Source organism: Paenarthrobacter sp. 10N417 (assembly GCF_056394745.1).
In genome coordinates this window covers 60,205-80,763 of sequence record NZ_JBFTIL010000013.1, presented here as the reverse complement: position 1 = coordinate 80,763, position 20,559 = coordinate 60,205, and the positions used below count along the sequence as shown (strand labels likewise).

Genomic DNA, 20,559 nt, shown 5'->3' with positions numbered 1-20,559 from the left:
GTTTGCCTACGTTTTCTTTGCGCCCAAGCGTTCCAGGACGCCGCGCACAACATTGCGATCCGTCGTTGCCCAGAAGGGTGGCAAAGCTGCGCGCAGGAACGCGCCGTACCGTTCCGTGGAAAGCCGTGAGTCCAGCACGGCGACCACGCCTTTGTCGCCAGTGGAGCGAATGAGGCGTCCTGCCCCCTGCGCCAGACGAATTGCCGCGTGCGTAGCTGACACCGCCATGAACCCGTTGCCCCCGGACTGCGCAACAGCTCGCGAGCGTGCGGTCATCAGCGGGTCGTCCGGCCTCGGGAACGGAATGCGGTCAATCACCACAAGGCGGCATGAATCGCCAGGGACGTCGACGCCCTGCCACAAGGACATCGTGCCAAAGAGGCAGGTGTCCGGTTCGTCGGCAAACTGCTTCACGAGCGCTGCCATAGTGGATTCGCCTTGGCAGAGGATGTCCACATCCAGACGTGGACGCATCGCCTCTGCGGCTTCCTCGGCCGCCCGACGTGAGGAGAAGAGGCACAGGGCTCCCCCACCGGAAGCACGGATGAGGTCTTCGAGCTCATCCAGTGCCTCGGGAGAAGTGCCCCTGCCGGGCTTGGGCAGGTGCTTGGCCACGTAAAGGACACCCTGCTTCGGATAATCAAAAGGCGATCCGACGTCCAACCCGGTCCAGCTCGGTGCACCCTCTCCAATCAGCCCCAGGCCACCGGCGGCAGGCTCAAAGGCGGATCCAATAGCGAGCGTGGCAGAAGTAAGCACCACTGTGTGCCCTGCGAAAAGGCCTTCCCGCAGCCGGCCGGCAACGCTAAGCGGAGCGATGTTGATCAGTGCGGGCGCGGTCTCATCCGGCGGGGAGTACCCCTGCTGGGGATCGAAGGTGCTGTTCCTGGAGAACCACACCACTTCACGGTTCTCCTTGGCTGCGAGCATCCGCTCGCACAGTTCCAGAATGAGCATGAGCCGTGAGCGCGCAAGCTGCCGGCCGCCGTCGACCGCGTTTGAAGAGTCAGTCTTCGAGTCAGACAACGCAGCGCGTGTGGCATCACGCAGTTGGTCGAGGCAGTCCAGTTGTTCGTCGTTGAGCCCGTTGGGCAGCAGTCCGTTGGGGACTCCGGCAATGGCCATGTCCAGTCGGTCGGCTGCCGCGTTCAGGGCGTCTACGGTAATGGCGGTGTGCTTACGCGCGCTCGAAGCCGCAGCATGCACCATTGCTACGGACAGCTGGCCCGTGACGGCCCCCGTGACCCTGTCCTGCAGCTCATGAGCTTCATCAACCACAACGACGTCGTACTCGGGCAGTACAGCAAGCCCTTCGAAGGCACTGACGGCAAGCATGGCATGGTTGGTGACCACGACGTCCGCCTCGGCCGCCCGGGCCCGTGCCTGCTCGCTGAAGCATTCCTCAGCGAGTGGGCATTTTTGCGCTCCCAGGCACTCCATGGACGTCACGGAGACTTGCCTCCAGGCGCGATCGGTAACGCCTGGCATCAGTTCATCGCGGTCGCCCGTGGCCGTCTTTTCGGCCCATTCACGGAGCCGGATGACTTCCTTGCCCAATTGCGACGACGGGCCGCCAACCGCCGCTGCGAAATGCGGCACGCTGGTGTCCTCACCCAGGGAAAAAAGTTGGCCCTCGGATGGCTCTTCGCTGGGGAAGCCGCCCTCCAGCTTTTGCAGGCAAACATAATTTGCCCGGCCCTTGACGAGTGCCACGTTCACAGGACGCTCGAGGGCCGGGCTTATGGTCTCCAACAGCCGGGGCAGGTCCCTGCCCACAATCTGTGTTTGCAGGGCCAAGGTAGCGGTGGACACAAGCGTCGGTTTGTCGCTGTCCATGGAATGGGCGATCAACGGAATCAGGTAAGCCAAGGACTTACCCGTTCCCGTTCCGGCCTGGACCAGCAGATGTTCACCGGACTCGATGGCCCGGGTGACTTGCCTTGCCATCTCGTGCTGGCCTGAACGGCTTTGACCGCCCATCCCGTCAACAGCTTTGTCCAACAGCTCGAGGGTGAACTTCTCCCCCACTGACTCGACGACGTCCGCCGCCACCTTCTCAACCATTGCTGACGAATGACTCCAGCTCGGCGGCCAATCCTTCACGAACCATGGCCACCACGCGGGTTCCGTTTTCCTCGTGCTCGAGGCTCAGGATTTCCGAATCGGAGTTGTGCAGCTTGTTGACCATGTCACCACGGTCATACGGGATGAGGACCTCGAGGCGGACTCCCGGCCGGGGAATCGACCGGCTGATCTCTTCCAGGAGTTCAGGTATGCCCTGGCCCGTGCGGGTGGAAACCACGGCGTGCCGCGGCTCCTTCTGCTTCAGGCGTTCCACGACGAAGGGATCCGCTACGTCGACCTTGTTCAGGACGATGATTTCCGGAACCTTGCGGGCGTCGACCTCGGTGAAGACAGCACGCACTGCCGCGATTTGCCCTTCCGGGTCCGGGTGGGAGGCGTCCACGACATGCAGGATCAGGTCTGCGTCCGCTACTTCTTCCAGTGTGGAGCGGAAGGCTTCCACCAGCTGCGTAGGCAGCGAGCGGACGAATCCAACGGTGTCAGCCAGCGTGTAGCCGATGCCATCCGGAGTCTGTGCCTTCCTGACGGTCGGGTCCAGGGTGGCGAACAGGGCGTTTTCCACCAGCACCCCAGCATCGGTCAGCCGGTTCAGGAGCGAAGACTTTCCAGCGTTGGTATAGCCGGCGATTGCGACCGAGGGTACGGCATTACGACGGCGGTTGGCCCGCTTGGTCTCGCGCGCCGGCTTCATCGCGGCGATCTCCCGACGCAGCTTGGCCATGCGCGTCCGGATCCTGCGGCGATCGAGCTCGATCTTTGTTTCGCCTGGACCACGCGAACCCATACCGGCACCGGCTCCACCCACTTGGCCACCGGCTTGGCGGGACATGGAGTCACCCCAACCACGAAGCCTGGGAAGCAGGTACTCCAGCTGTGCGAGTTCAACCTGTGCCTTACCTTCGCGACTCTTGGCATGCTGCGCGAAGATATCCAGGATCAGCGTGGTCCTGTCCACCACCTTGACCTTGACGATGTCCTCAAGTCCGCGTCGCTGCGAGGGGGAAAGCTCGGTGTCGACCACCACGGTATCGGCGCCAGTGGCGGCCACGATGTCCTTGAGTTCCTGGGCCTTGCCCGATCCGAGGAACGTGCCGGGGTCCGGCTTTGTGCGCCGCTGAACCAGGCCGTCTAGGACCTCGGATCCTGCTGTCTCTGCCAATGCTGCGAGTTCGCGAAGCGAATTCTCGGCGTCAGCCAAAGTGCCTTCTGTCCACAGGCCAGCCAGGACAACGCGCTCCAGGCGCAGCTGCCGGTACTCAACCTCTGTGACGTCTTCGAGTTCGGTGGAAAGGCCCGCGGTGCGGCGGAGCGCACGTCGGTCCGCCAGGTCTTCCTGGTCGCCGTCGTAAATGCTGTGTTCGTGGTCAAGCGTGGAGATCGCTTGTGCCCTGCCGAAAACACCTTTGGCATCATTGTCATCGGATGCCTGTGCGGGTACATCCTTGGAAAGAATCCGGTCAATGACGGCCTGGATTTGTTCAGGACTCATGTCCTGGGCGTCGGAATCGGATCCGGAGTGCTTCTGGGTGGTCATGGTCTCCTTAGACTGTTCGGCATATCCAGAATAGTGCTGTTTTGCGTCCAATGGGACGGTATTCGCGGTGGGCTGACGAGCTTCGGCCATATAGGGCCTCCTGTGCTGCTTGGATCGAGCGGGTTGGTCCGCGGGAGGTCCTGTCCTGCAGGAGAATTCATCGCCAAACCCATAAACCAAGAGCTAACAGCAGATGGCAGGGCCACTGCTTTCGCGACAGCTGGGGTGGGACATGTTCTACTGAGCAACCGCGATCAACCAACAACGGGCGATTGCGGAGTCTGCCGGACGGAACCTGCGGGCGGAATGGCCATGAGCTGGGCTGATACGCCAAGCGGGCCTGCATCGCGGGCAGGTGCCTTGCCGACGTGAAAGGGTCGGCTCGGGCTGATTACTCAAAGATCAAGAACATGCATTCCACATTAGCAGCACTGTCAAACTGTCCCGGCCCGAGGGCAGTTTCCCAAGCCGCCGATAGCCAACTAATCTGGCAAATTATGGAGTCTGCACACTATTTCAGCGCCCAACCGGCCGGTCCGTTCACCCGCAAGCCCCTCACTGTGGAACTGGCTGGAGCTACCCGTCATGTGCAGACGTCGTCGGGCATCTTCAGCCCCGACGGTGTGGACAAGGGCACCAAGGTACTTTTGGCCGAGGTTCCACCGCCTTCGCCCCGGGGCAACCTGCTGGATATTGGGTGCGGTTGGGGTCCTGTTGCCCTCACGATGGGGCTCATGGCGCCCCTGGCACAGGTCTACGCCGTGGATGTCAACGAGCGCTGCATCGCGTTGACCAACGAGAACGCGGCTGCCCTGGGCTTGAACAACGTGAAGGCCAGCCTCCCGGATGAGGTAGACCCCGGCGTCGAATTCGACACGATCTGGTCCAACCCGCCGATCCGCATCGGCAAGGACGAACTACACTCGCTGCTCCTGACGTGGCTGCCCCGGCTGGCACCTGGCGGCAACGCGTGGATGGTGGTTCAGAAGAACCTGGGCTCGGACTCCCTCCAACGCTGGCTGGCCAACGAACTGGACAAGTCCTTCACGGTTTCCCGCGAGAGCACCTCCAAGTCCTTCAGGATCCTTCGCGTCAGGAAAGCGTCCCACTAGCCACAATGACTGCGGGGCCGCTGAGCTCAACGTGTTCCCGGCCATCCTCACCCGGGAAGAACTTCACGTCCACCACGCCACCGGGAACGTTGACGTGCCAAGAGTTGGGGGCGCTGCTGCCAGCCCAATGACGGATCGCGACGGCGGCGGCACAAGCCCCGGTGCCACACGATTGGGTTTCGCCCACTCCACGCTCGTGCACGCGCATGGTGATGGTTCCCACGCCGTCGTGAACCAGCGGCTCTGCGGGTACTACAAACTCGACATTGGTGCCGTTGGCAGGCTTGGGATCCACGGCCGGCGCTGTGAATAATTTCGTAGCGGAGAGTTCGCTGAGCTCGGCAAGCGCAACCACAGTGTGCGGGTTGCCCATGCTGACGGAGAGGCCGGGCCTGGCCACTTCCAGGCCGTCTGCGCTGACCAAGGCATCCATGGCTTTGCTTTGTGCTTCTGCAGGAAAAATGAATTCCCACGGGCCCATATCCACGGCATAGCCGTCGGCCGTGCGCACAATCTTCTTAATCCCGCCACGTGTTCCGATGGTCAAGGACTGACCCGGACCAAGCTCTATCAGGCCTTCGGCAATCAGGAAATGCACGAAGACGCGGACGCCGTTGCCGCACATCTCCGACAACGAGCCATCGCCGTTACGGTAGTCCATGAACCATTCCGCAGAGGCGTCCTGCTCGAGCAGGACGCGGCCTTCGGGCAGATACCGCGAAGGAACAGCACGGATAAGACCGTCGCCACCTATCCCCCGATGCCTGTCGCACAGCTGTGCTACTTGCTCGGGAGAGATCTCGTGGACATCACCGGGATCAGCAATCAGGACGAAATCATTGCCCGTTCCATGGCCCTTGGAAAACGCCAAGCCGGAAAGGCTGGCAGTGGGCACGGGGGCGCCGGCAGCGGCGGACTGCTGGGCGGGAACTGCGGCGGTTTGATCCATGGGACTAGGCTACCCGCCGGGCAGGTTCGGCCAGAAATTGCTGTAGTGAGCGCCAGCCCGGCTAGGCCAGCGCGACTGCTTTGGACACGAGCTCCGAATCCTGCCAATCGAGCCAAGCGATCCGCGGATCGGCCCGAAACCACGTCAATTGTCGCCGGGCGAACTGCCTCGTGGCCACAATGGTTTCTTCAGCTGCCTCCGGGACACTGACTTCGGAGTCGAGCACCCTGAGGAACTGTGCATATCCCAATGCACGCGAGGCTGTCTTGCCGCGTCGCAGGCCAGCCGCATCAAGCCGTTCCACTTCCTGCAGCAACCCCGCATCCACCATCCGGTGTACGCGGATCGCCAGCCGCTCCCGCAGGACCTCGCGGTCCACAGCCAGGCCAATCTGCAGGGCCGGCTGGAAGTACTCGCGTTGTGGCATGAACGAGCTGAACGGGCGTCCCGTCATTCCGTAAACCTCAAGGGCCCTGATCACCCGCCGGGCATCCCCCAGACGGCCTGCCGAGACGGGATCCACCTTTTCAAGCCGGGCCCGCAACGGCGCCAGACCGAAGGTTTCCCATTCGTCCTCAAGCCGTTTTCGCAAGTCGGGGTCCGTGCCGGGGAACTCCAGTACATCCAGGGCGGCCCGCACGTAGAGGCCAGAGCCGCCCACCATGATGGCCCGCTTGCCCCGGGCGTGGATGTCATTGATGGCGGCGCGGCATTCCGCTTGGAAGTCCGCCACGCTGGCCTCCTCCGTGACGTCCTTTGTGTCCAGCAGATGATGTGGCACGCCCTTGCGTTCGTCCAAAGTGATCTTGGCCGTACCGATGTCCATGCCGCGATAGAACTGCAGGGCGTCAGCGTTGATGACCTCGCCATTGAGTGCAAGGGCCAGCTCGACGGCCAGGTCCGATTTACCGGACCCGGTTGGCCCGACGACGGCAATCACCGGCGGCGCGGCATGGGAGAGGGCCATTCGATCTCGAATAATCGACGTCAGGCGCCGCGAACAGGCAGCGACGGCATGCCCAAGGACACACCCTTCTTGCCCGAGGCCGCACTAGCACTGGGAACACCGCAGGAATCTGCCTGCGAGCGATCCCAGGCGTCACCCGCCCTCGACCGGCGCAACGTGTAATCGTCCAGGCTTGCAGGATCGGCAACCAGGTGGAATGCCGCGGCTTCGGTAATGGTCACGGTGACAAAGTCCCCGGGGCGAGGGGTTTGCGCACCGTCAGGTACTGAGAAATGAACGAGTCGCTGATCCTTGGAACGGCCAGACAACCGGTGCGTTTCCTCTGCTTTGCGGCCGGACTGCGCTGTCACCAGCACTTCCACACGGCGACCCAGTTGCTTGGCGTTCTCCTCCGCCGCGATACGGTCCTGCAGGGCGGTCAGACGTTCAAAGCGCTCCTGGACCACTGCTTTGGGAAGTTGCTCCGGGAGCTCGGCGGCCGGCGTACCAGGCCGTTTGGAGTACTGGAAGGTGAAGGCTGTGGCGAACCGCGATTTCTCCACGACGTCAAGCGTCGCTTGGAAATCCTCCTCGGTTTCACCCGGGAAGCCAACAATGATGTCCGTAGTGATGGCCGCGTTGGGGATCCGCTCACGAACCTTGTCCAGGATGCCCAGGAACTTACTGGACCGGTACGAGCGCCGCATGTCCTTGAGGACCTTGTCCGAGCCCGATTGAAGGGGCATGTGCAGCTGCGGCATCACATTGGGTGTCTCGGCCATGGCATCAATGACGTCGTCAGTAAATGCGGCTGGGTGCGGACTGGTGAAGCGCACGCGCTCAAGGCCTTCAATTTCCCCACAGGCCCGAAGGAGCTTGGAGAAGGCCTGGCGGTCACCGAACTCAACCCCGTAGGAATTCACGTTCTGGCCCAGCAACGTGACTTCCACGGCGCCGTCGTCCACCAAGGCCTGAATTTCCGCCAGGATTTCGCCGGGACGGCGGTCCTTCTCCTTGCCACGAAGGGAGGGCACGATGCAGAACGTGCACGTGTTGTTGCAACCTACTGAAATCGAAACCCAGCCGGAATAGACGGAGTCGCGCTTGGTGGGAAGGGTGGAGGGGAAGACGTCCAGCGATTCCAGGATTTCGAGTTGGGCCTCGTTGTTGTGCCGCGCCCGCTTCAGTAGTGCCGGAAGTGCGCCTACGTTGTGGGTGCCAAAGACAGCGTCAACCCAAGGAGCCTTCTTGACGATGGTTTCCCGGTCCTTCTGGGCGAGGCAGCCACCAACAGCGATCTGCATGCCAGGGTGGGCTGCTTTGACCTGCCGAAGCTGGCCAAGGTTTCCATAGAGCTTGTTGTCGGCATTTTCCCGAACGGCGCACGTGTTGAACACCACAATGTCCGCAACCTCACCGTCCGCGGGCACGTAGCCGGCGTCCTCAAGGAGGCCGGCCATACGTTCGGAATCGTGGACGTTCATCTGGCAGCCGAAAGTCCGGACCTGATACGTCCTCGGTTCAAACGGGTCAGGCTCAAACGGGGCAGAGGCATCCGTCACTTGGGCACCAGCACTGGTTGCCAATGCTAGGGCCGAAGGCGTGGATTCTGCTGAGGGGGAAGGAATGGTCAAACTCACTACTCAAGGGTACCGGCTTGGGCAAGTACCTCGCCGACGATCCGGAAGGCCATTGAAGGCGCATAGCCCTTCCGTGCCAGCATGGACGCCAGCCTGCGGGTGTACTTGTCACGTTCTGCGCGATCCGAGAGATCCATGCCGGGCCTCAGTTTGCGCTCCACAAGCTCGCGGGCGGCGATTTCCTCATCTTCATCGCTGAGCTGTGAGAGTGCTTCCTCGGCATCATCGAGATCGATGCCCTTCTCCGTCAGCTCACGACGAATGGCACCCTTGGCCAGCTTCCTGCTTTGGGAACGGCTGCGCACCCACATTCTGGCAAACTCAGCATCATCAATGAGCTGGACTTCCTCGAAACGGTCCAGCACGGCCTCTGCAACCTCTTGGGGAACATTACGTTCCGCCAGCTTGCGGGACAGCTGCAGCCGACTCCGTGGCGCCATCGTCAATTGCCGCAGGACGATGGCGCGGGCCACGGATTCGGGATCAGGCTCAGGATCGCCGGATACGGAGGACTCCGGGTCCGGCCCGCTCCTAGCCGTCAACGGCCTTCAGCTTCGGGGAATCTGCCTCCGGCTTGACACCCACGCCAAGCTTTTCCTTGATGAGGCGCTCAAGTTCCTGGGCCAGCTCCGGGTTATCACGCAGGAAGCGCCGTGAATTCTCCATACCCTGGCCCAGCTGATCGCCGTCGTACGTGAACCACGAGCCGGACTTCTTGATGATGCCGTGCTCGACGCCCATGTCAATGATGCCTCCCTCGCGGGAGATGCCCTGGCCGTAGATGATGTCGAATTCAGCGATCTTGAAGGGCGGGGCCATCTTGTTCTTGACGATCTTGGCCTTGGTCCGGTTACCGACGGAATCGGCACCTTCCTTCAGCGTCTGAATGCGGCGGACATCGATGCGGACTGAGGCGTAGAATTTCAGGGCCTTACCACCGGTGGTGGTTTCGGGCGATCCAAAGAAGACGCCGATCTTCTCACGCAACTGGTTGATGAAGATTGCGGTGGTCTTGGTCTGGCTCAAGCGGCCGGTAATCTTTCGCAGGGCCTGGCTCATGAGCCGAGCCTGGAGGCCGACGTGGGAATCGCCCATCTCGCCCTCGATTTCAGCACGCGGAACCAAAGCAGCCACGGAGTCAATGACGATGACGTCCAGGGAACCGGAGCCCACCAGCATGTCCATGATTTCCAGGGCCTGCTCACCTGTGTCCGGCTGCGACACGAGCAAGGCATCCGTGTCCACGCCCAGCTTGGCTGCGTAGTCAGGATCCAGGGCGTGCTCGGCGTCGATGAAGGCCGCTATGCCACCGTTACGTTGCGCATTGGCTACAGCGTGCAGGGCCACTGTGGTCTTACCAGAGGATTCCGGGCCGTAGATCTCCACGACGCGGCCTCGGGGCAAGCCACCAATGCCAAGGGCGACGTCCAGTGCAATGGATCCGGTTGGAATAACTTCGATCGGTGCGCGGGTGTCATCACCCAAGCGCATGATGGAGCCTTTGCCGAACTGCTTGTCGATCTGGGCAAGCGCTGCTTCGAGCGCCTTCTCACGATCCGGGGTTGCCGCCATGGTTCACACCTCTGATGCTTTCTCGCTGTGGAGTGGCCTGAATGGCCGCTTTCCTGTCATGTCAGACGCTATTACGGCTCCCTGACATTTTTTGAAGCCGACGTGGGCTATGTGGATAACCACGCCCTCCGATTGCCCGTGGAATGCGTCCTTCAGGAACAATTTTCCTCTCACAGGAGCATATCCCCATCCGAACAGATATTCGAACAATGCATGCGGGCGTGTCACCACCATGGAGCCTGGAAGTCCCTCGGCAAACGTGGCTGGACTTCAGTTCGCCGCAGGCTTGATATCCCGGCCGAGCCTGCGCTCCGGCGGTACATCCTGGACTTCGCACATTGCCAGCCAGACGTCCCGGGGCTGGTAGCCGGCAGCCAGTGCCTCCACGGCGGTCCGCCCTCCCACGCCGGCCAGCACCAGGGAATTGGCCAGGACGCGGGAATAGCCTGCCCCAAATTCATCGTCCATTAAACGCCAGAAGTCACTTGCCCTCACGGATAGAGTCTCTCACGACGCCGGACTCTAGAATGGTTGCCATGAGCAATCCTCTCCAGAGCACGCCCCCCGAGGCCGTGCCAGGTGACACCACAGACGACGCCCTTCAGCAGGTGGAACACCAGCTGAGCCTGCTCTGGCGCCGTGCCCGTTCAATCTCGCATCAGTTATCCCGCCAGGTCCACCCCGACATGGAGCCTGCCGCGTACGGCCTGCTGACGATCATTCGCCGCGAAGGCCCCATCCGCCTGACGGACCTTGCCTCGTGCATCGGAGTGGGCAAGCCTTCAGTGAGCCGCCAGATCGCATTTCTGGAAAGTATTGGCCTGGTCTACAAGGAGGCAGATCCGCAGGACGGACGGGCTCAGTCCATCCGCCTGACGGAAAAAGGCGAGGAGAAGATGCATCAAGTCCAGGACGCCCGCCGGCAGGTGTTCCGTGAGCGACTCGGTGAGTGGCCGCTGGAAGACGTCCAAACCTTGGCCGACTACATGGGCCGGCTCAACGCCGTCTATGGCGAAAGCATCATCAAGGACACCACCCTGAAGGACACCGAGTCCGGGGAGACTGCCAATCCCACGGAGGACTGACAGCAGCACCAATGCGAAAGGTCCCCAGCCAGAGGCTGGGGACCTTTCGTGATAATTCCTGGTCTGACCGTTACCGGGCTCCGGAGAGCATCCCCTGCGGGAAGTCGTCGGTAAGGTCAAGATCGCGACCGTAGCGCTGGGAGAATTCCTGCGGAACGGTGTCCGGAACAGCTACGCCCTCCGCAACGGCCACGCGGTCGCTGACTTCGCGGAGCATGCTGGACAACGGAACGTCCAGGGCGGTGCAGATAGAGGACAGGAGCTCGGAAGAAGCCTCCTTTTGGCCGCGTTCAACCTCACTCAGGTATCCGAGTGAGACGCGGGCGCTGTGCGAGACCTCGCGGAGGGTTCGGCCCTGACGCTGGCGGACATCGCGCAATACATCACCGATTTCGTGGCGTAGTACAACCATCTTGCGCTCCTTCTGTTCGCTCTGTGCCTGCTTAGCCAAGCCCACATCCTTCCAGCGGACAACGCCGTTTACGGATACGGGCTGCTTTACCATCTGTATCGCCTTGCTCCCTCGTTCATCCGGTTCGCTGGCTGGCGGACCGGTATGGTTTTTTACATCCTAGGCGCCCCGGCTGTTCCGAAGCGACACAATGACACAACTATTGGCAATGAGTTTTTGTTCCCGGCTACTTTACGAACGGTAACCAACCCCTTCCAGTGCATCAATCAGATGCGCCAGCGCAGCTTCGCAGGCCTTTTCCCTGATACTTTGCCTGTCCCCCGAAAAGCTGAATTCAAACGAACCAGTGCCAGTACTGGTGGCGACCCCAACGAAGACTGTTCCCACGGCTTTGCCGTCGTGGGCCTCCGGACCGGCCACACCAGTAGTGGATATTCCGACGTCGGCCGTACAGGCGCGCCTGGCACCTTCGGCCATGGCCGCCGCTACTCCGCCATCCACTGAACCAACGGCAGAAATCAGCTCCGTCGAAACACCGAGGATTGAGGCCTTCACGGAGTTCTGATAAGCAATCACGCCGCCCTGCAACATTCCGGACGCACCGGGTGTGTTGGCCAGGCTGGCCGCCACCATTCCTGCTGTCAACGACTCGGCGGTGGCAACGGTAAGGCTCTTTCCCAATGCCAAGGCAACTGCCGCCGTCGCTAGTTCCGAGGCTTTGGCGGCGTCCACGGGGTTGCTCATGCGCGGCGGCCCGCAGCCCGAAGGCGGAGCGCCTGGACGACGTACTCCGCTCCGGTCCATAGCGTGATGGCAAGGGCGGCCATCATGACCCAGAAGGCCACAATGACCAGCCACGGCGCGATGGCCTCAAGCGGCAGGATGTACAGGAAGATGGCCACTGTCTGGATGACGGTCTTGAGCTTTCCGCCGCGGGAAGCCGGCATAACGCCGTATCGGATCACAAAGAACCTCAGTGCCGTGATGCCCCACTCGCGGACCAGGATGAGGATAGTCACCCACCAGGGCAGTTCCCCGAGGATGGACAAGAGCACCAGCGCTGAGCCGATCAGCAGTTTGTCGGCAATGGGGTCCGCAATCTTGCCGAAGTTGGTGATGAGGCCACGGGCACGGGCGATATCGCCGTCGAGCTTGTCCGTGTAGATCGCTACGGCGAAGGCCACAACGGCAGCCCACCGCCAAATACCTTGATGGTTATCATCCGCCACCAGGAACCAGACGAAAAATGGAACCAGGACGATACGGAGCATCGTGAGGATATTGGGAAGGTTCCAGACATCGGAGCTGGTGGAAGCGGCGTTGTCACCCTCGGCTGTAGTCACCCCTCTAGGCTACCGTCCGGTGAGCGACCAGGCGTCCTCGCCGCCCTCGTCCTCATCATCGGGGACGTCGGCGCCGTCGAAATATTCAACAGCTTGGGTCCGGTTGTCGAGCTCCGCTGCCACCAGGTCCTCGGCGTAGCCGCCGACGGCGATATTGGAGTTCGCGTTATCGCTCAGTGCCGCAGTGTGGGCGTCAGGCGCAGCCGGCGATTCCTGTCCCTTCATGGCAGCAAGCACGGCAGCGAGGTCATCCGGCTTAACCAGGACATCCCGGGCTTTGGAGCCTTCGGAGGGACCCACGACGCCGCGGGACTCCAGGAGGTCCATGAGGCGTCCGGCCTTGGCGAAGCCGACACGAAGCTTGCGCTGCAACATGGAGGTGGAACCGAACTGCGTGGTGACCACCAATTCGGTGGCCTGCAGCAGCACCTCGAGGTCGTCTCCGATGTCGTCGTCGATCTGTTTCTTGGGGGCCTCAGCAGCGACGTCGTCCCGGTACACAGCCTGCAACTGGCCCTTGACATGTTCAACAACCTTGTGGATTTCGGATTCCGTCACCCAGGCACCCTGCACACGCATGGCCTTGGAAGCGCCCATCGGCAGGAAGAGCGCATCGCCCTGGCCAATGAGTTTTTCGGCGCCAGGCTGGTCCAGCACCACGCGGGAGTCCGTGACGGACGAGGTGGCGAACGCCATGCGGGAGGGCACGTTGGCTTTGATGAGGCCCGTGACGACGTCCACGGATGGCCGCTGCGTAGCCAACACCAGGTGGATGCCGGCGGCACGTGCCAGCTGGGTGATGCGGACGATCGAGTCTTCGACGTCGCGTGGCGCCACCATCATGAGGTCCGCTAGCTCGTCCACAATGACCAACAAGTACGGGTAGGGCTTGATGACTCGCTTGGAGTCAACGGGCGGCGTGACCTTGCCTGCCCTGACCGCCTTGTTGAAGTCGTCGATGTGCTTGTACCCGTAGTTGGCGAGATCGTCATAACGGGCGTCCATCTCCCGAACCACCCACTGCAGGGCTTCGGCCGCCTTCTTGGGATTGGTGATGATGGGCGTAATCAAGTGTGGAACGCCTTCATACGCAGTCAGTTCCACGCGCTTGGGGTCCACCATGACCATGCGGACTTCGTCAGGCGTAGCGCGCATCAGGATCGAGGTGATCATGGAGTTCACAAAGCTTGATTTACCAGCACCTGTAGCACCGGCCACCAGGAGGTGGGGCATCTTGGCCAGGTTGGCGACGACATAACCGCCCTCGACGTCCTTGCCGACGCCCATGACCATCGGGTGGTCGGTGCGGCGTGCATTCTGGCTCCGCAGCACATCGCCAAGGGATACCGTTTCGCGGTCCGTGTTGGGAATCTCGATACCGATTGCGGACTTGCCGGGAATGGGGCTCAGGATGCGCACATCGCTGGATGCCACCGCGTAGGAGATGTTCTTGGACAGCGCCGTTACGCGCTCCACCTTGGTGCCGGGAGAGAGTTCGATTTCGTAGCGTGTCACCGTTGGGCCTCGGCTGAAGCCAGTCACTGCGGCATCGACGTTGAACTGCGTCAGCGTGTCCGTCAAGGCGGCCACGACGGCGTCATTCGCTTCGGTGCGCTCCTTCGGAATGGAGCCTGGTGTCAGGAAGTCCGAGGCAGGCAGGGTGTACGTGACGTCCCCGGCCAGTGACAGTTGCTCTGTACGCTGCGGAATTGGCGTGGGCGGCGGAGGGGGCGTTGCTGGCCGGGCCGGAACCTGCGCCGCTGTGGGTGCCGTCATTTCCGGGGTGAGGACGGGAATGGCCTCTGTGGGGTTGTCGATGCCTGGAGCAGCACCCAAGCCCTGGGCAGCCTTGATCTTACCCACTGCTATCTCGGCTTGGGTGGGGCGGCGTACGCCCGGCGGAACGCGCGGGGCAGACGTTTGGGGAGTTTCGTCGTCGTCGACTATTGCATGCTCAAAAGCTTCGTCACCGACGTAGCCTTCCAAACCGGCGTCGGTATCCTCATCCTTGCCGAAGAAGCGCATCCGCTTCTTCTTCTTGGGCTTTGCAACCGCCCCGTTTTCATAGAGGTAGCTGCGATCATGGGCATCCTTGCCGGACTCGGCATCCATGAGGTCCACGCCCATGAGGTGCTCGTAGGCGGAGCGGATCCTGGAGGGGATCGCCCCGAAGGGCGTGGCCGTAACGATCAGCACCGACACGAAGGCCAACAGGCTGTAGAGGATCACCGGGACGGCGGCATGAATTACAGCAAGTGGCGACGCTGCAAGGAAGCCCAGCATTCCGCCGGCCCTGCGCAGCCCATCGAAGCCATCGGCCACGGTGGGCTGGCCGCCGATGATGTGGGCCAAGCCGGAACCGGCAAAAGTCATGATCATGAAGCCGATGCCAACGCGGTTGTTGCCGCGGCCATCCTGCGGTTTGCGGAAGAGGCGGAAAGCGCAGATGAAAAGCATGAAAGGCAAAACAAGCGACATCCAGCCGAAAGTGCCGTTGACCACGCTGTAGACGGCGTCAGGCAGCCATCCGGTCAGGCCCCACCAAGCGAAGGTGGCAATGCCGATTCCCAGCACGAGGTTGAACAGGGCTGCACCGTCGCGGCGATCGGCGGGATCGAGATCGCTGACGTCGTATCCGATCCGGCGGACTCCTGCGCCAACTACGTGCCCAATGCCCTGCCAGACGCCCGCCAGCATGCGCACGGGCAGCGGCGCATGGGGCTCGACGGCGGCCGGCTGCTTGGTGCGGGCACTGCTGCCTCGACCGTTCCTGGGCGTGGCTGCGGTGCTTTTGGATGCAGCTGCGCCCCGGCCTGTGCCGCCGGATTTACTACTGGAGCTGCCTCGTGGCGTGGAGGAAGTACGGGTCGCCATGCTTGCCACGCTACCCCAAGGGGGCCCGAAATCCGCGGATTTCAGACCCCCTGGGATGCATGTTGCCGGTGGACTACGCCTCCAGGACCACCGGAATGATCATGGGACGGCGACGAAGCTTCCGGTTCACCCATGTTCCGATGATCCTGCGCACTACCTGCTGCAGCTGGTGGTTGGTGTGGTCTGCGTGGTTGAGCACAGCTTCTTCCAACGCGGCGTTGATCTTGGGAATGATTTCGTCGAAGACGGCGTCATCCTCCGCCACTCCGCGCGCATGGATTTCCGGTCCGGAGACGATCTTGCCGGTGGTCCGGTTAATAACCGTGATGATGGAGATGAAGCCTTCGTCGCCGAGGATACGCCGGTCCTTCAGATCCGCATCGGTGATTTCACCCACGCTGGAACCGTCCACATAAACAAAGCCGACCTCTACTTGGCCAACGATGTTGGCCTTGTGGTCCTTCAGGTCAATAACGGTGCCATTATCGCTAAGGATGATCCCGTCGGAGGGCACCCCGGATTCTTCGGCGATATTTCCATTGGCAATCAAGTGACGCGTTTCACCGTGGACAGGCATCGCATTGAGGGGCTCAAGGATGTTGTAGCAGTACAGCAATTCGCCGGCAGCTGCGTGTCCGGACACGTGAACCTTGGCCGTTCCCTTGTGAATCACATCGGCACCGAGCTTCAGCAAGCCGTTGATGATGCGGAAGACTGCGTTCTCGTTGCCTGGGATGAGGCTGGAGGCCAGGATTACGGTGTCGCCCTGGCCGACAACCACTCGGTGGTCGCCGTTGGCCATGCGAGATAGTGCCGCCATGGGCTCGCCCTGGGAGCCGGTGGACATGAGGACCACCCGGTCATCGGGGAGGTTGTCAATGTTCTTGATGTCCACCAGGATCCCGTTGGGAACGTCAAGGTAGCCCAGTTTGGCCGCGATGGCCATGTTCCGAACCATGGAACGGCCCACGAAGGCAACGTTGCGGCCGTGCTTGGCTGCGGCGTCGAGAACCTGCTGGACGCGATGAACGTGGGAAGAGAAAGAAGCCACGATGATGCGCTTCTTCGCCTGCCCGAACAATCGATCAAGCGTGGGGCCGATTTCCTTCTCGGCGGTAGTGAACCCGGGAACGTCGGCGTTAGTGGAGTCTGCCATGAAGAGGTCCACTCCTTCTTCGCCCAGGCGGGCGAAGTGACGGAGGTCGGTGATACGGCCGTCCAAGGGCAGTTGGTCCATCTTGAAGTCGCCCGTATGCAGGACAGTGCCGCCCTCGGTGCGGATGAAGACTGCCAAGGCGTCCGGGATCGAGTGGTTCACTGCGATGAATTCGCATTCGAACGGCCCGAACTGCTCCACCTGGCCCTCGGTAACGGTCAGCGTGTACGGCTTGATCCGATGTTCCTGGAGCTTCGCCTCCACCAGGGCCAGCGTCAACTGGGAGCCGATCAGGGGGATGTCCGCTTTGAGGCGCAGCAGATAGGGAACAGCACCGATGTGGTCTTCGTGGCCGTGCGTGAGCACCACACCAACAACATCCTGCAGCCGGTCCTCGATGTAAGAGAAGTCGGGAAGGATCAAATCAACGCCGGGCTGCGTTTCCTCGGGAAAAAGTACGCCGCAGTCAACGATCAGCAACTTGCCGTCGATTTCGAAGACCGCCATGTTGCGGCCTATCTCCCCCAGTCCACCCAGCGGAACAATCCGCAGTGTGCCTTGCGGCAGTTTCGGCGGAGTAACCAGTCCAGGAAGGGCTGTTTGGGTCATATTGTGCTTCTTTCCGGCGGAACCGTCCTAGACGTTGAAGTCCATTCCGGCTTCCGCCAAATCCCCGCGGATGGTTTGGATCTCGGCCTCGTCCGGCTCCACGAGGGGCAAACGGACAACCGAGTTGGGCAGGACTCCCTGCCACTTGAGAATCTGCTTGGCGGCTACAGCGCCTTGGACCCGCGTCATGGTTGCACGCACCACGGGTTCCAGTTCAAAGTTGATGGCCCGCGCCTTGGCGAGGTCATTGGCATTGACAGCGTCAATGAGTTCGCGGAAACGTCGGGTGGCCACGTGCGTGGTTACGCCCACGAGGCCTACCGCGCCGAGCGCCATCCACTGCAGTGTGAGGCCGTCGTCGCCGGAGTAAAAGACCAAATCAGTCTCGGCCATGACGCGGGTGGCTGCGGCGAAGTCCGCCTTCGCGTCCTTCACGGCCACGATGTTCGGGTGCTTCGCAAGCCCAATCATGGTCTCGGGAGCGATGGCAATGGAAGAGCGTCCGGGGATGTCGTAGAGCATGACCGGCAGGTCCGTAGAGGACGCAATCGTCTCAAAGTGGGCCCGAACGCCGGCCTGGCTGGGCTTGTTGTAGTAAGGAGTGACGATCAGAAGGCCGTCGATGCCAATCTGTGCCGCACGCTGGGACAGGTGCACCGAGTGCGCGGTGTCGTTGGTGCCGGTTCCGGCAATGATGGCAGCTTTGCCCCCCACGGCTTCCTTGACCGCACGGAACATGCCGAGGTTTTCTTCGTCAGTAAGGGTTGAGGTCTCTCCAGTGGTACCGGTGACCACGAGTCCGTCGCAACCGTCCTGGACCAGCTTCTCCGCCAATGCTGCAGCTTGGTCGTAGTCGACCTTGCCATCCTCGGTGAACGGGGTGACCATGGCGGTCAACAGGGTACCAAGTGCGGGAATGTGGGCGCGGGAGTCAGACATAAGAAAAACGTTACCTTGTCACGGCCATGTTCCGGGAATGGGTTCCGCGTGATGGTCGTCATCGGCACTGCTGACTATGCGGGCTTGGGCGTCTTCAGCGTCCCCTCCGAACTCGCCGTCCCCTCCGAGCAATACTGCGCCACCGCTTTTTCCTTCAGCTGTTCCGCCCACGCAACCAAGCGCTGGGAAGCGCGGACGTAGTCGAAGAGTTCCCTTGGTGTGAGGGCTTCAAGGTCTGTTTCAGCCAGGCGACGTGCAAGCTCAGCACCCGGCGGCTGCTCGATCAGGACCGTGCCCTCGCTGCGCCACTGGACGTCCTCTGGCGGCTCGCCTGCCACGAGTTGCCTGAAGAGGAAGTCGACCACACCCGGACTCATCGCCTTCATGGGTCCGTGGAGGCCTTGCCGAGGATTTTGAGGCCGAGGATTTGGAGGCAGAGGACTTGGAGCATCGTTCATGCAGCCATGTTATTAGAACATATATTCGAAGACAAGGCCCTTGAGCCGGAGCCGCCCGCAATTCCGCTATGAGCCACCTGCCCCGAAGATGCTTACAGCCCGCTTCACAGCGGGGCCATAGTCGCTTGTGAGACGATCGCAGCATGACTTCGCAAGAGACGGCGCCAGCCCGGAAGGTGCCCAGGGGACGCAAAGTCTCCACCCGCCTTACGGGCATTGATGCCGCCCGCGGCCTGGCCCTGCTGGGAATGATGGCCACGCATCTGATGCCGACCTTCGGCCCCTCCCCCCAGTGGGAACCCACCTGGGTGGGACTGGTTTTCTCGGGCAGGTCCGCTGCGCTGTTCGCAGTCCTCGCCGGAATCGGGTTGGCACTCACCACCGGGAAACAGGAGCCGCGCCAAGGCATGGACCTCTGGGCGGCCAGAAGCGGTGTTGCAATGCGCGCCTTGGTGATTGCCGTCGTCGGGCTGACTCTTGGGGGTCTGGACGTCAACATCGCAATCATCCTGGTGCACTATGCCGTCCTGTTCCTGTGCATCCTGCCGTTTCTGGGATTGCGACTGAAAGCGCTCTTCTTGTGGGCGCTCGGCTGGGTCCTGGTGTCACCCCTGATCGCCTACGTCGTCCGCCCCTGGCTTCTCGACGCCACCCCTCCCCTGCAGTTGGGCCACAATCCAAACAGCGAGGACCTGGAGACGCCGGGACGCCTTGTCGCGGACCTGTTCTTCACTGGCTACTACCCCGTGTTCCAGTGGATCGCTTATTTGCTGATCGGACTGGCGATCGGACGCTTGGCGCTCACGACGGCGAACGTCCAGTTGCTGCTCTTCACCTGCGGATTCGCCGTGGCCGCTTTGGCGAAAATCGCAGGAACCCTGGCCATGGAGGTATGGGGCGGTCGCGCCGCCCTCGAAGCACTTCCCGGAACACGCGGATACCCGCTCGAGAGCATGCTCCAGGTGAATCTGACCGGATTGCAGCAGGTGGATTCCTGGTGGTGGCTGGCAAGCGCGGCACCACATGCCGGCACCACCCTGGACCTGCTTCATACCGGCGGGGTAGCGGCCGCCGTCGTCGGGTTCTTCCTGATGCTCGGCACGCTGGCCGAACGCATCAAGGTCAACTTCCTCATACTCCTCAGCGGTCCGGGTGCCATGACCCTCACGTTGTATTCACTCCACGTGTGGGTGGTCTCCGGTTTCCACAACAAGCCACTGCCAGTGGGGTGGACCGACGAAGGAATGTATTGGACACAGGCGCTGGCCGCCGTAAGCATCGGCGTGTGCTTTGCCCTCTTACGACGCCGGGGACCTCTGGAGTGGCTGGCCCACCAGGCCTCGCGTTTGGGCAGTTACCGCCCGGCTGCCGTGGGCTGAGAACGGAACAGTTTCACGGCGTCGCGCATTGAAGCGCGGGCACGTTTGCGATCTCCGGAGGCATCGTAGGCACAGCTCAACCGGAACCAGGAACGCCAATCCCCCGGCGCTGCCTCGGCCTCCTCACGGTACTTTTCGAACTCGGCGTCCGCGGCAGCACGGACAATGCGGCCACCGGGCGTGCGCGGCAGGGTATCCACAGGCAGTCCGCCCTCGGCCTCCAAAACCTTGGCCATCTGTTCGGTTCTCGCGCCAAACAACAGCTCACGAATGAGCGCCCAAGCGCCAATCATGGGCAAAACAAGGTAAGCAGCGCCGATGCCCTTTGCCACCAGATTGGGATCACCAAGCAACAGGATGGACCGCTGGAGGGAAACCACCAGATACAGCACCAACAGTAAGGTGATGGCACCAACCCAGATTTTGGTGCGGTTCTTCTTCACAGACTCCCAAAGAGTTCCCATGG

General features: G+C 61.9%; 19 protein-coding genes. 3 read left to right on the top strand and 16 right to left on the bottom strand.

The window, feature by feature from the left end:
* Positions 1-6: 6 nt before the first annotated feature.
* Positions 7-2,064 carry an ATP-dependent DNA helicase gene (locus AC1DCM_RS16510; protein WP_477519044.1) on the bottom strand — a complete coding sequence of 686 codons (2,058 nt, stop codon included), beginning with the start codon at positions 2,062-2,064 and terminating at the stop codon, positions 7-9.
* Complete coding sequence (gene hflX, locus AC1DCM_RS16505) at positions 2,057-3,619, bottom strand: GTPase HflX (protein ID WP_442005801.1); 1,563 nt, start codon at positions 3,617-3,619, stop codon at positions 2,057-2,059. Before hflX ends, AC1DCM_RS16510 begins: the two co-directional genes overlap by 8 nt.
* A gap of 497 nt (positions 3,620-4,116) precedes the next feature.
* On the opposite strand from hflX, the gene AC1DCM_RS16500 reads away from it, so the two are divergent.
* The gene (locus tag AC1DCM_RS16500; protein WP_442017060.1) at positions 4,117-4,731 is read left to right on the top strand and encodes a class I SAM-dependent methyltransferase; all 615 of its coding nucleotides are present in this window, start codon (positions 4,117-4,119) and stop codon (positions 4,729-4,731) included.
* On the opposite strand, the gene dapF is transcribed toward AC1DCM_RS16500, so the two are convergent.
* From dapF to AC1DCM_RS16470, 6 genes are all read right to left on the bottom strand, one after another.
* Entirely contained in the window at positions 4,712-5,680 is a 969-nt protein-coding gene (gene dapF, locus AC1DCM_RS16495; RefSeq protein ID WP_477519043.1) for a diaminopimelate epimerase, read from the bottom strand. The two genes, AC1DCM_RS16500 and dapF, sit on opposite strands and share 20 nt — an antisense overlap.
* 61 nt (positions 5,681-5,741) lie before the next feature.
* A complete protein-coding gene (gene miaA / locus AC1DCM_RS16490) occupies positions 5,742-6,647 on the bottom strand; it encodes a tRNA (adenosine(37)-N6)-dimethylallyltransferase MiaA (RefSeq protein WP_477519042.1) in 906 nt (301 codons plus the stop codon).
* Between the two features lie 20 nt (positions 6,648-6,667).
* Positions 6,668-8,266 carry a tRNA (N6-isopentenyl adenosine(37)-C2)-methylthiotransferase MiaB gene (gene miaB, locus AC1DCM_RS16485; protein ID WP_477519041.1) on the bottom strand — a complete coding sequence of 533 codons (1,599 nt, stop codon included), beginning with the start codon at positions 8,264-8,266 and terminating at the stop codon, positions 6,668-6,670.
* Positions 8,266-8,808, bottom strand: a complete 543-nt coding sequence (locus AC1DCM_RS16480; RefSeq protein ID WP_442005796.1) for a regulatory protein RecX — start codon at positions 8,806-8,808, stop codon at positions 8,266-8,268. The genes miaB and AC1DCM_RS16480 overlap by 1 nt, the downstream gene beginning before the upstream one ends.
* Complete coding sequence (gene recA / locus AC1DCM_RS16475) at positions 8,798-9,838, bottom strand: recombinase RecA (protein WP_223936581.1); 1,041 nt, start codon at positions 9,836-9,838, stop codon at positions 8,798-8,800. The genes AC1DCM_RS16480 and recA overlap by 11 nt, the downstream gene beginning before the upstream one ends.
* 270 nt (positions 9,839-10,108) lie before the next feature.
* Positions 10,109-10,333, bottom strand: coding sequence for a DUF3046 domain-containing protein (locus tag AC1DCM_RS16470; protein ID WP_442005795.1), 225 nt, complete (start codon positions 10,331-10,333; stop codon positions 10,109-10,111).
* 32 nt (positions 10,334-10,365) lie between these two features.
* Here AC1DCM_RS16470 and AC1DCM_RS16465 point away from each other — a divergent pair, with 32 nt between their 5' ends.
* Positions 10,366-10,923 (top strand): MarR family winged helix-turn-helix transcriptional regulator, encoded by a 558-nt coding sequence (locus AC1DCM_RS16465; protein WP_477519040.1) that lies wholly within the window; start codon positions 10,366-10,368, stop codon positions 10,921-10,923.
* A 70-nt stretch (positions 10,924-10,993) separates the two neighbouring features.
* Here AC1DCM_RS16465 and AC1DCM_RS16460 read toward each other — a convergent pair whose 3' ends face one another.
* From AC1DCM_RS16460 to AC1DCM_RS16430, 7 genes are all read right to left on the bottom strand, one after another.
* Complete coding sequence (locus AC1DCM_RS16460; protein ID WP_216925260.1) at positions 10,994-11,428, bottom strand: helix-turn-helix domain-containing protein; 435 nt, start codon at positions 11,426-11,428, stop codon at positions 10,994-10,996.
* A gap of 138 nt (positions 11,429-11,566) precedes the next feature.
* Positions 11,567-12,079 carry a CinA family protein gene (locus AC1DCM_RS16455; protein ID WP_477519039.1) on the bottom strand — a complete coding sequence of 171 codons (513 nt, stop codon included), beginning with the start codon at positions 12,077-12,079 and terminating at the stop codon, positions 11,567-11,569.
* The gene (pgsA, locus tag AC1DCM_RS16450; protein WP_477519038.1) at positions 12,076-12,678 is read right to left on the bottom strand and encodes a CDP-diacylglycerol--glycerol-3-phosphate 3-phosphatidyltransferase; all 603 of its coding nucleotides are present in this window, start codon (positions 12,676-12,678) and stop codon (positions 12,076-12,078) included. The genes AC1DCM_RS16455 and pgsA overlap by 4 nt, the downstream gene beginning before the upstream one ends.
* A 9-nt stretch (positions 12,679-12,687) precedes the next feature.
* Positions 12,688-15,552: an FtsK/SpoIIIE family DNA translocase gene (locus AC1DCM_RS16445; RefSeq protein ID WP_477519037.1), complete on the bottom strand. Its 2,865-nt coding sequence runs from the start codon at positions 15,550-15,552 to the stop codon at positions 12,688-12,690.
* Positions 15,553-15,625: 73 nt separating this feature from the next.
* Positions 15,626-17,317, bottom strand: coding sequence for a ribonuclease J (locus AC1DCM_RS16440; RefSeq protein WP_477519036.1), 1,692 nt, complete (start codon positions 17,315-17,317; stop codon positions 15,626-15,628).
* Positions 17,318-17,344: 27 nt separating this feature from the next.
* The gene (dapA, locus tag AC1DCM_RS16435) at positions 17,345-18,256 is read right to left on the bottom strand and encodes a 4-hydroxy-tetrahydrodipicolinate synthase (RefSeq protein ID WP_223936573.1); all 912 of its coding nucleotides are present in this window, start codon (positions 18,254-18,256) and stop codon (positions 17,345-17,347) included.
* Positions 18,257-18,330: 74 nt separating this feature from the next.
* Positions 18,331-18,642: a hypothetical protein gene (locus AC1DCM_RS16430; protein WP_442005789.1), complete on the bottom strand. Its 312-nt coding sequence runs from the start codon at positions 18,640-18,642 to the stop codon at positions 18,331-18,333.
* Positions 18,643-18,857: 215 nt separating this feature from the next.
* Here AC1DCM_RS16430 and AC1DCM_RS16425 point away from each other — a divergent pair, with 215 nt between their 5' ends.
* On the top strand, positions 18,858-20,093 hold the full coding sequence (locus AC1DCM_RS16425; protein WP_477519035.1) for a heparan-alpha-glucosaminide N-acetyltransferase domain-containing protein: 1,236 nt from the start codon (positions 18,858-18,860) through the stop codon (positions 20,091-20,093).
* Here the strand turns inward: AC1DCM_RS16425 and AC1DCM_RS16420 are convergent.
* Positions 20,069-20,557 carry a hypothetical protein gene (locus AC1DCM_RS16420; RefSeq protein ID WP_442005787.1) on the bottom strand — a complete coding sequence of 163 codons (489 nt, stop codon included), beginning with the start codon at positions 20,555-20,557 and terminating at the stop codon, positions 20,069-20,071. The two genes, AC1DCM_RS16425 and AC1DCM_RS16420, sit on opposite strands and share 25 nt — an antisense overlap.
* Between the last annotated feature and the right edge of the window lie 2 nt (positions 20,558-20,559).

Bases quoted from the DNA above. Each gene is read 5' to 3' on its own strand.
- AC1DCM_RS16460 (WP_216925260.1), bottom strand. From the start codon at position 11,428: ATGGTAAAGCAGCCCGTATCCGTAAACGGCGTTGTCCGCTGGAAGGAT.
- AC1DCM_RS16445 (WP_477519037.1), bottom strand. From the start codon at position 15,552: ATGGCGACCCGTACTTCCTCCACGCCACGAGGCAGCTCCAGTAGTAAA.
- miaA (WP_477519042.1), bottom strand. From the start codon at position 6,647: ATGGCCCTCTCCCATGCCGCGCCGCCGGTGATTGCCGTCGTCGGGCCA.
- recA (WP_223936581.1), bottom strand. From the start codon at position 9,838: ATGGCGGCAACCCCGGATCGTGAGAAGGCGCTCGAAGCAGCGCTTGCC.
- AC1DCM_RS16455 (WP_477519039.1), bottom strand. From the start codon at position 12,079: ATGAGCAACCCCGTGGACGCCGCCAAAGCCTCGGAACTAGCGACGGCG.
- AC1DCM_RS16425 (WP_477519035.1), top strand. From the start codon at position 18,858: ATGACTTCGCAAGAGACGGCGCCAGCCCGGAAGGTGCCCAGGGGACGC.
- AC1DCM_RS16500 (WP_442017060.1), top strand. From the start codon at position 4,117: ATGGAGTCTGCACACTATTTCAGCGCCCAACCGGCCGGTCCGTTCACC.
- dapA (WP_223936573.1), bottom strand. From the start codon at position 18,256: ATGTCTGACTCCCGCGCCCACATTCCCGCACTTGGTACCCTGTTGACC.
- dapF (WP_477519043.1), bottom strand. From the start codon at position 5,680: ATGGATCAAACCGCCGCAGTTCCCGCCCAGCAGTCCGCCGCTGCCGGC.
- AC1DCM_RS16465 (WP_477519040.1), top strand. From the start codon at position 10,366: ATGGTTGCCATGAGCAATCCTCTCCAGAGCACGCCCCCCGAGGCCGTG.
- AC1DCM_RS16430 (WP_442005789.1), bottom strand. From the start codon at position 18,642: ATGAAGGCGATGAGTCCGGGTGTGGTCGACTTCCTCTTCAGGCAACTC.
- AC1DCM_RS16510 (WP_477519044.1), bottom strand. From the start codon at position 2,064: ATGGTTGAGAAGGTGGCGGCGGACGTCGTCGAGTCAGTGGGGGAGAAG.
- AC1DCM_RS16420 (WP_442005787.1), bottom strand. From the start codon at position 20,557: ATGGGAACTCTTTGGGAGTCTGTGAAGAAGAACCGCACCAAAATCTGG.
- hflX (WP_442005801.1), bottom strand. From the start codon at position 3,619: ATGACCACCCAGAAGCACTCCGGATCCGATTCCGACGCCCAGGACATG.
- AC1DCM_RS16440 (WP_477519036.1), bottom strand. From the start codon at position 17,317: ATGACCCAAACAGCCCTTCCTGGACTGGTTACTCCGCCGAAACTGCCG.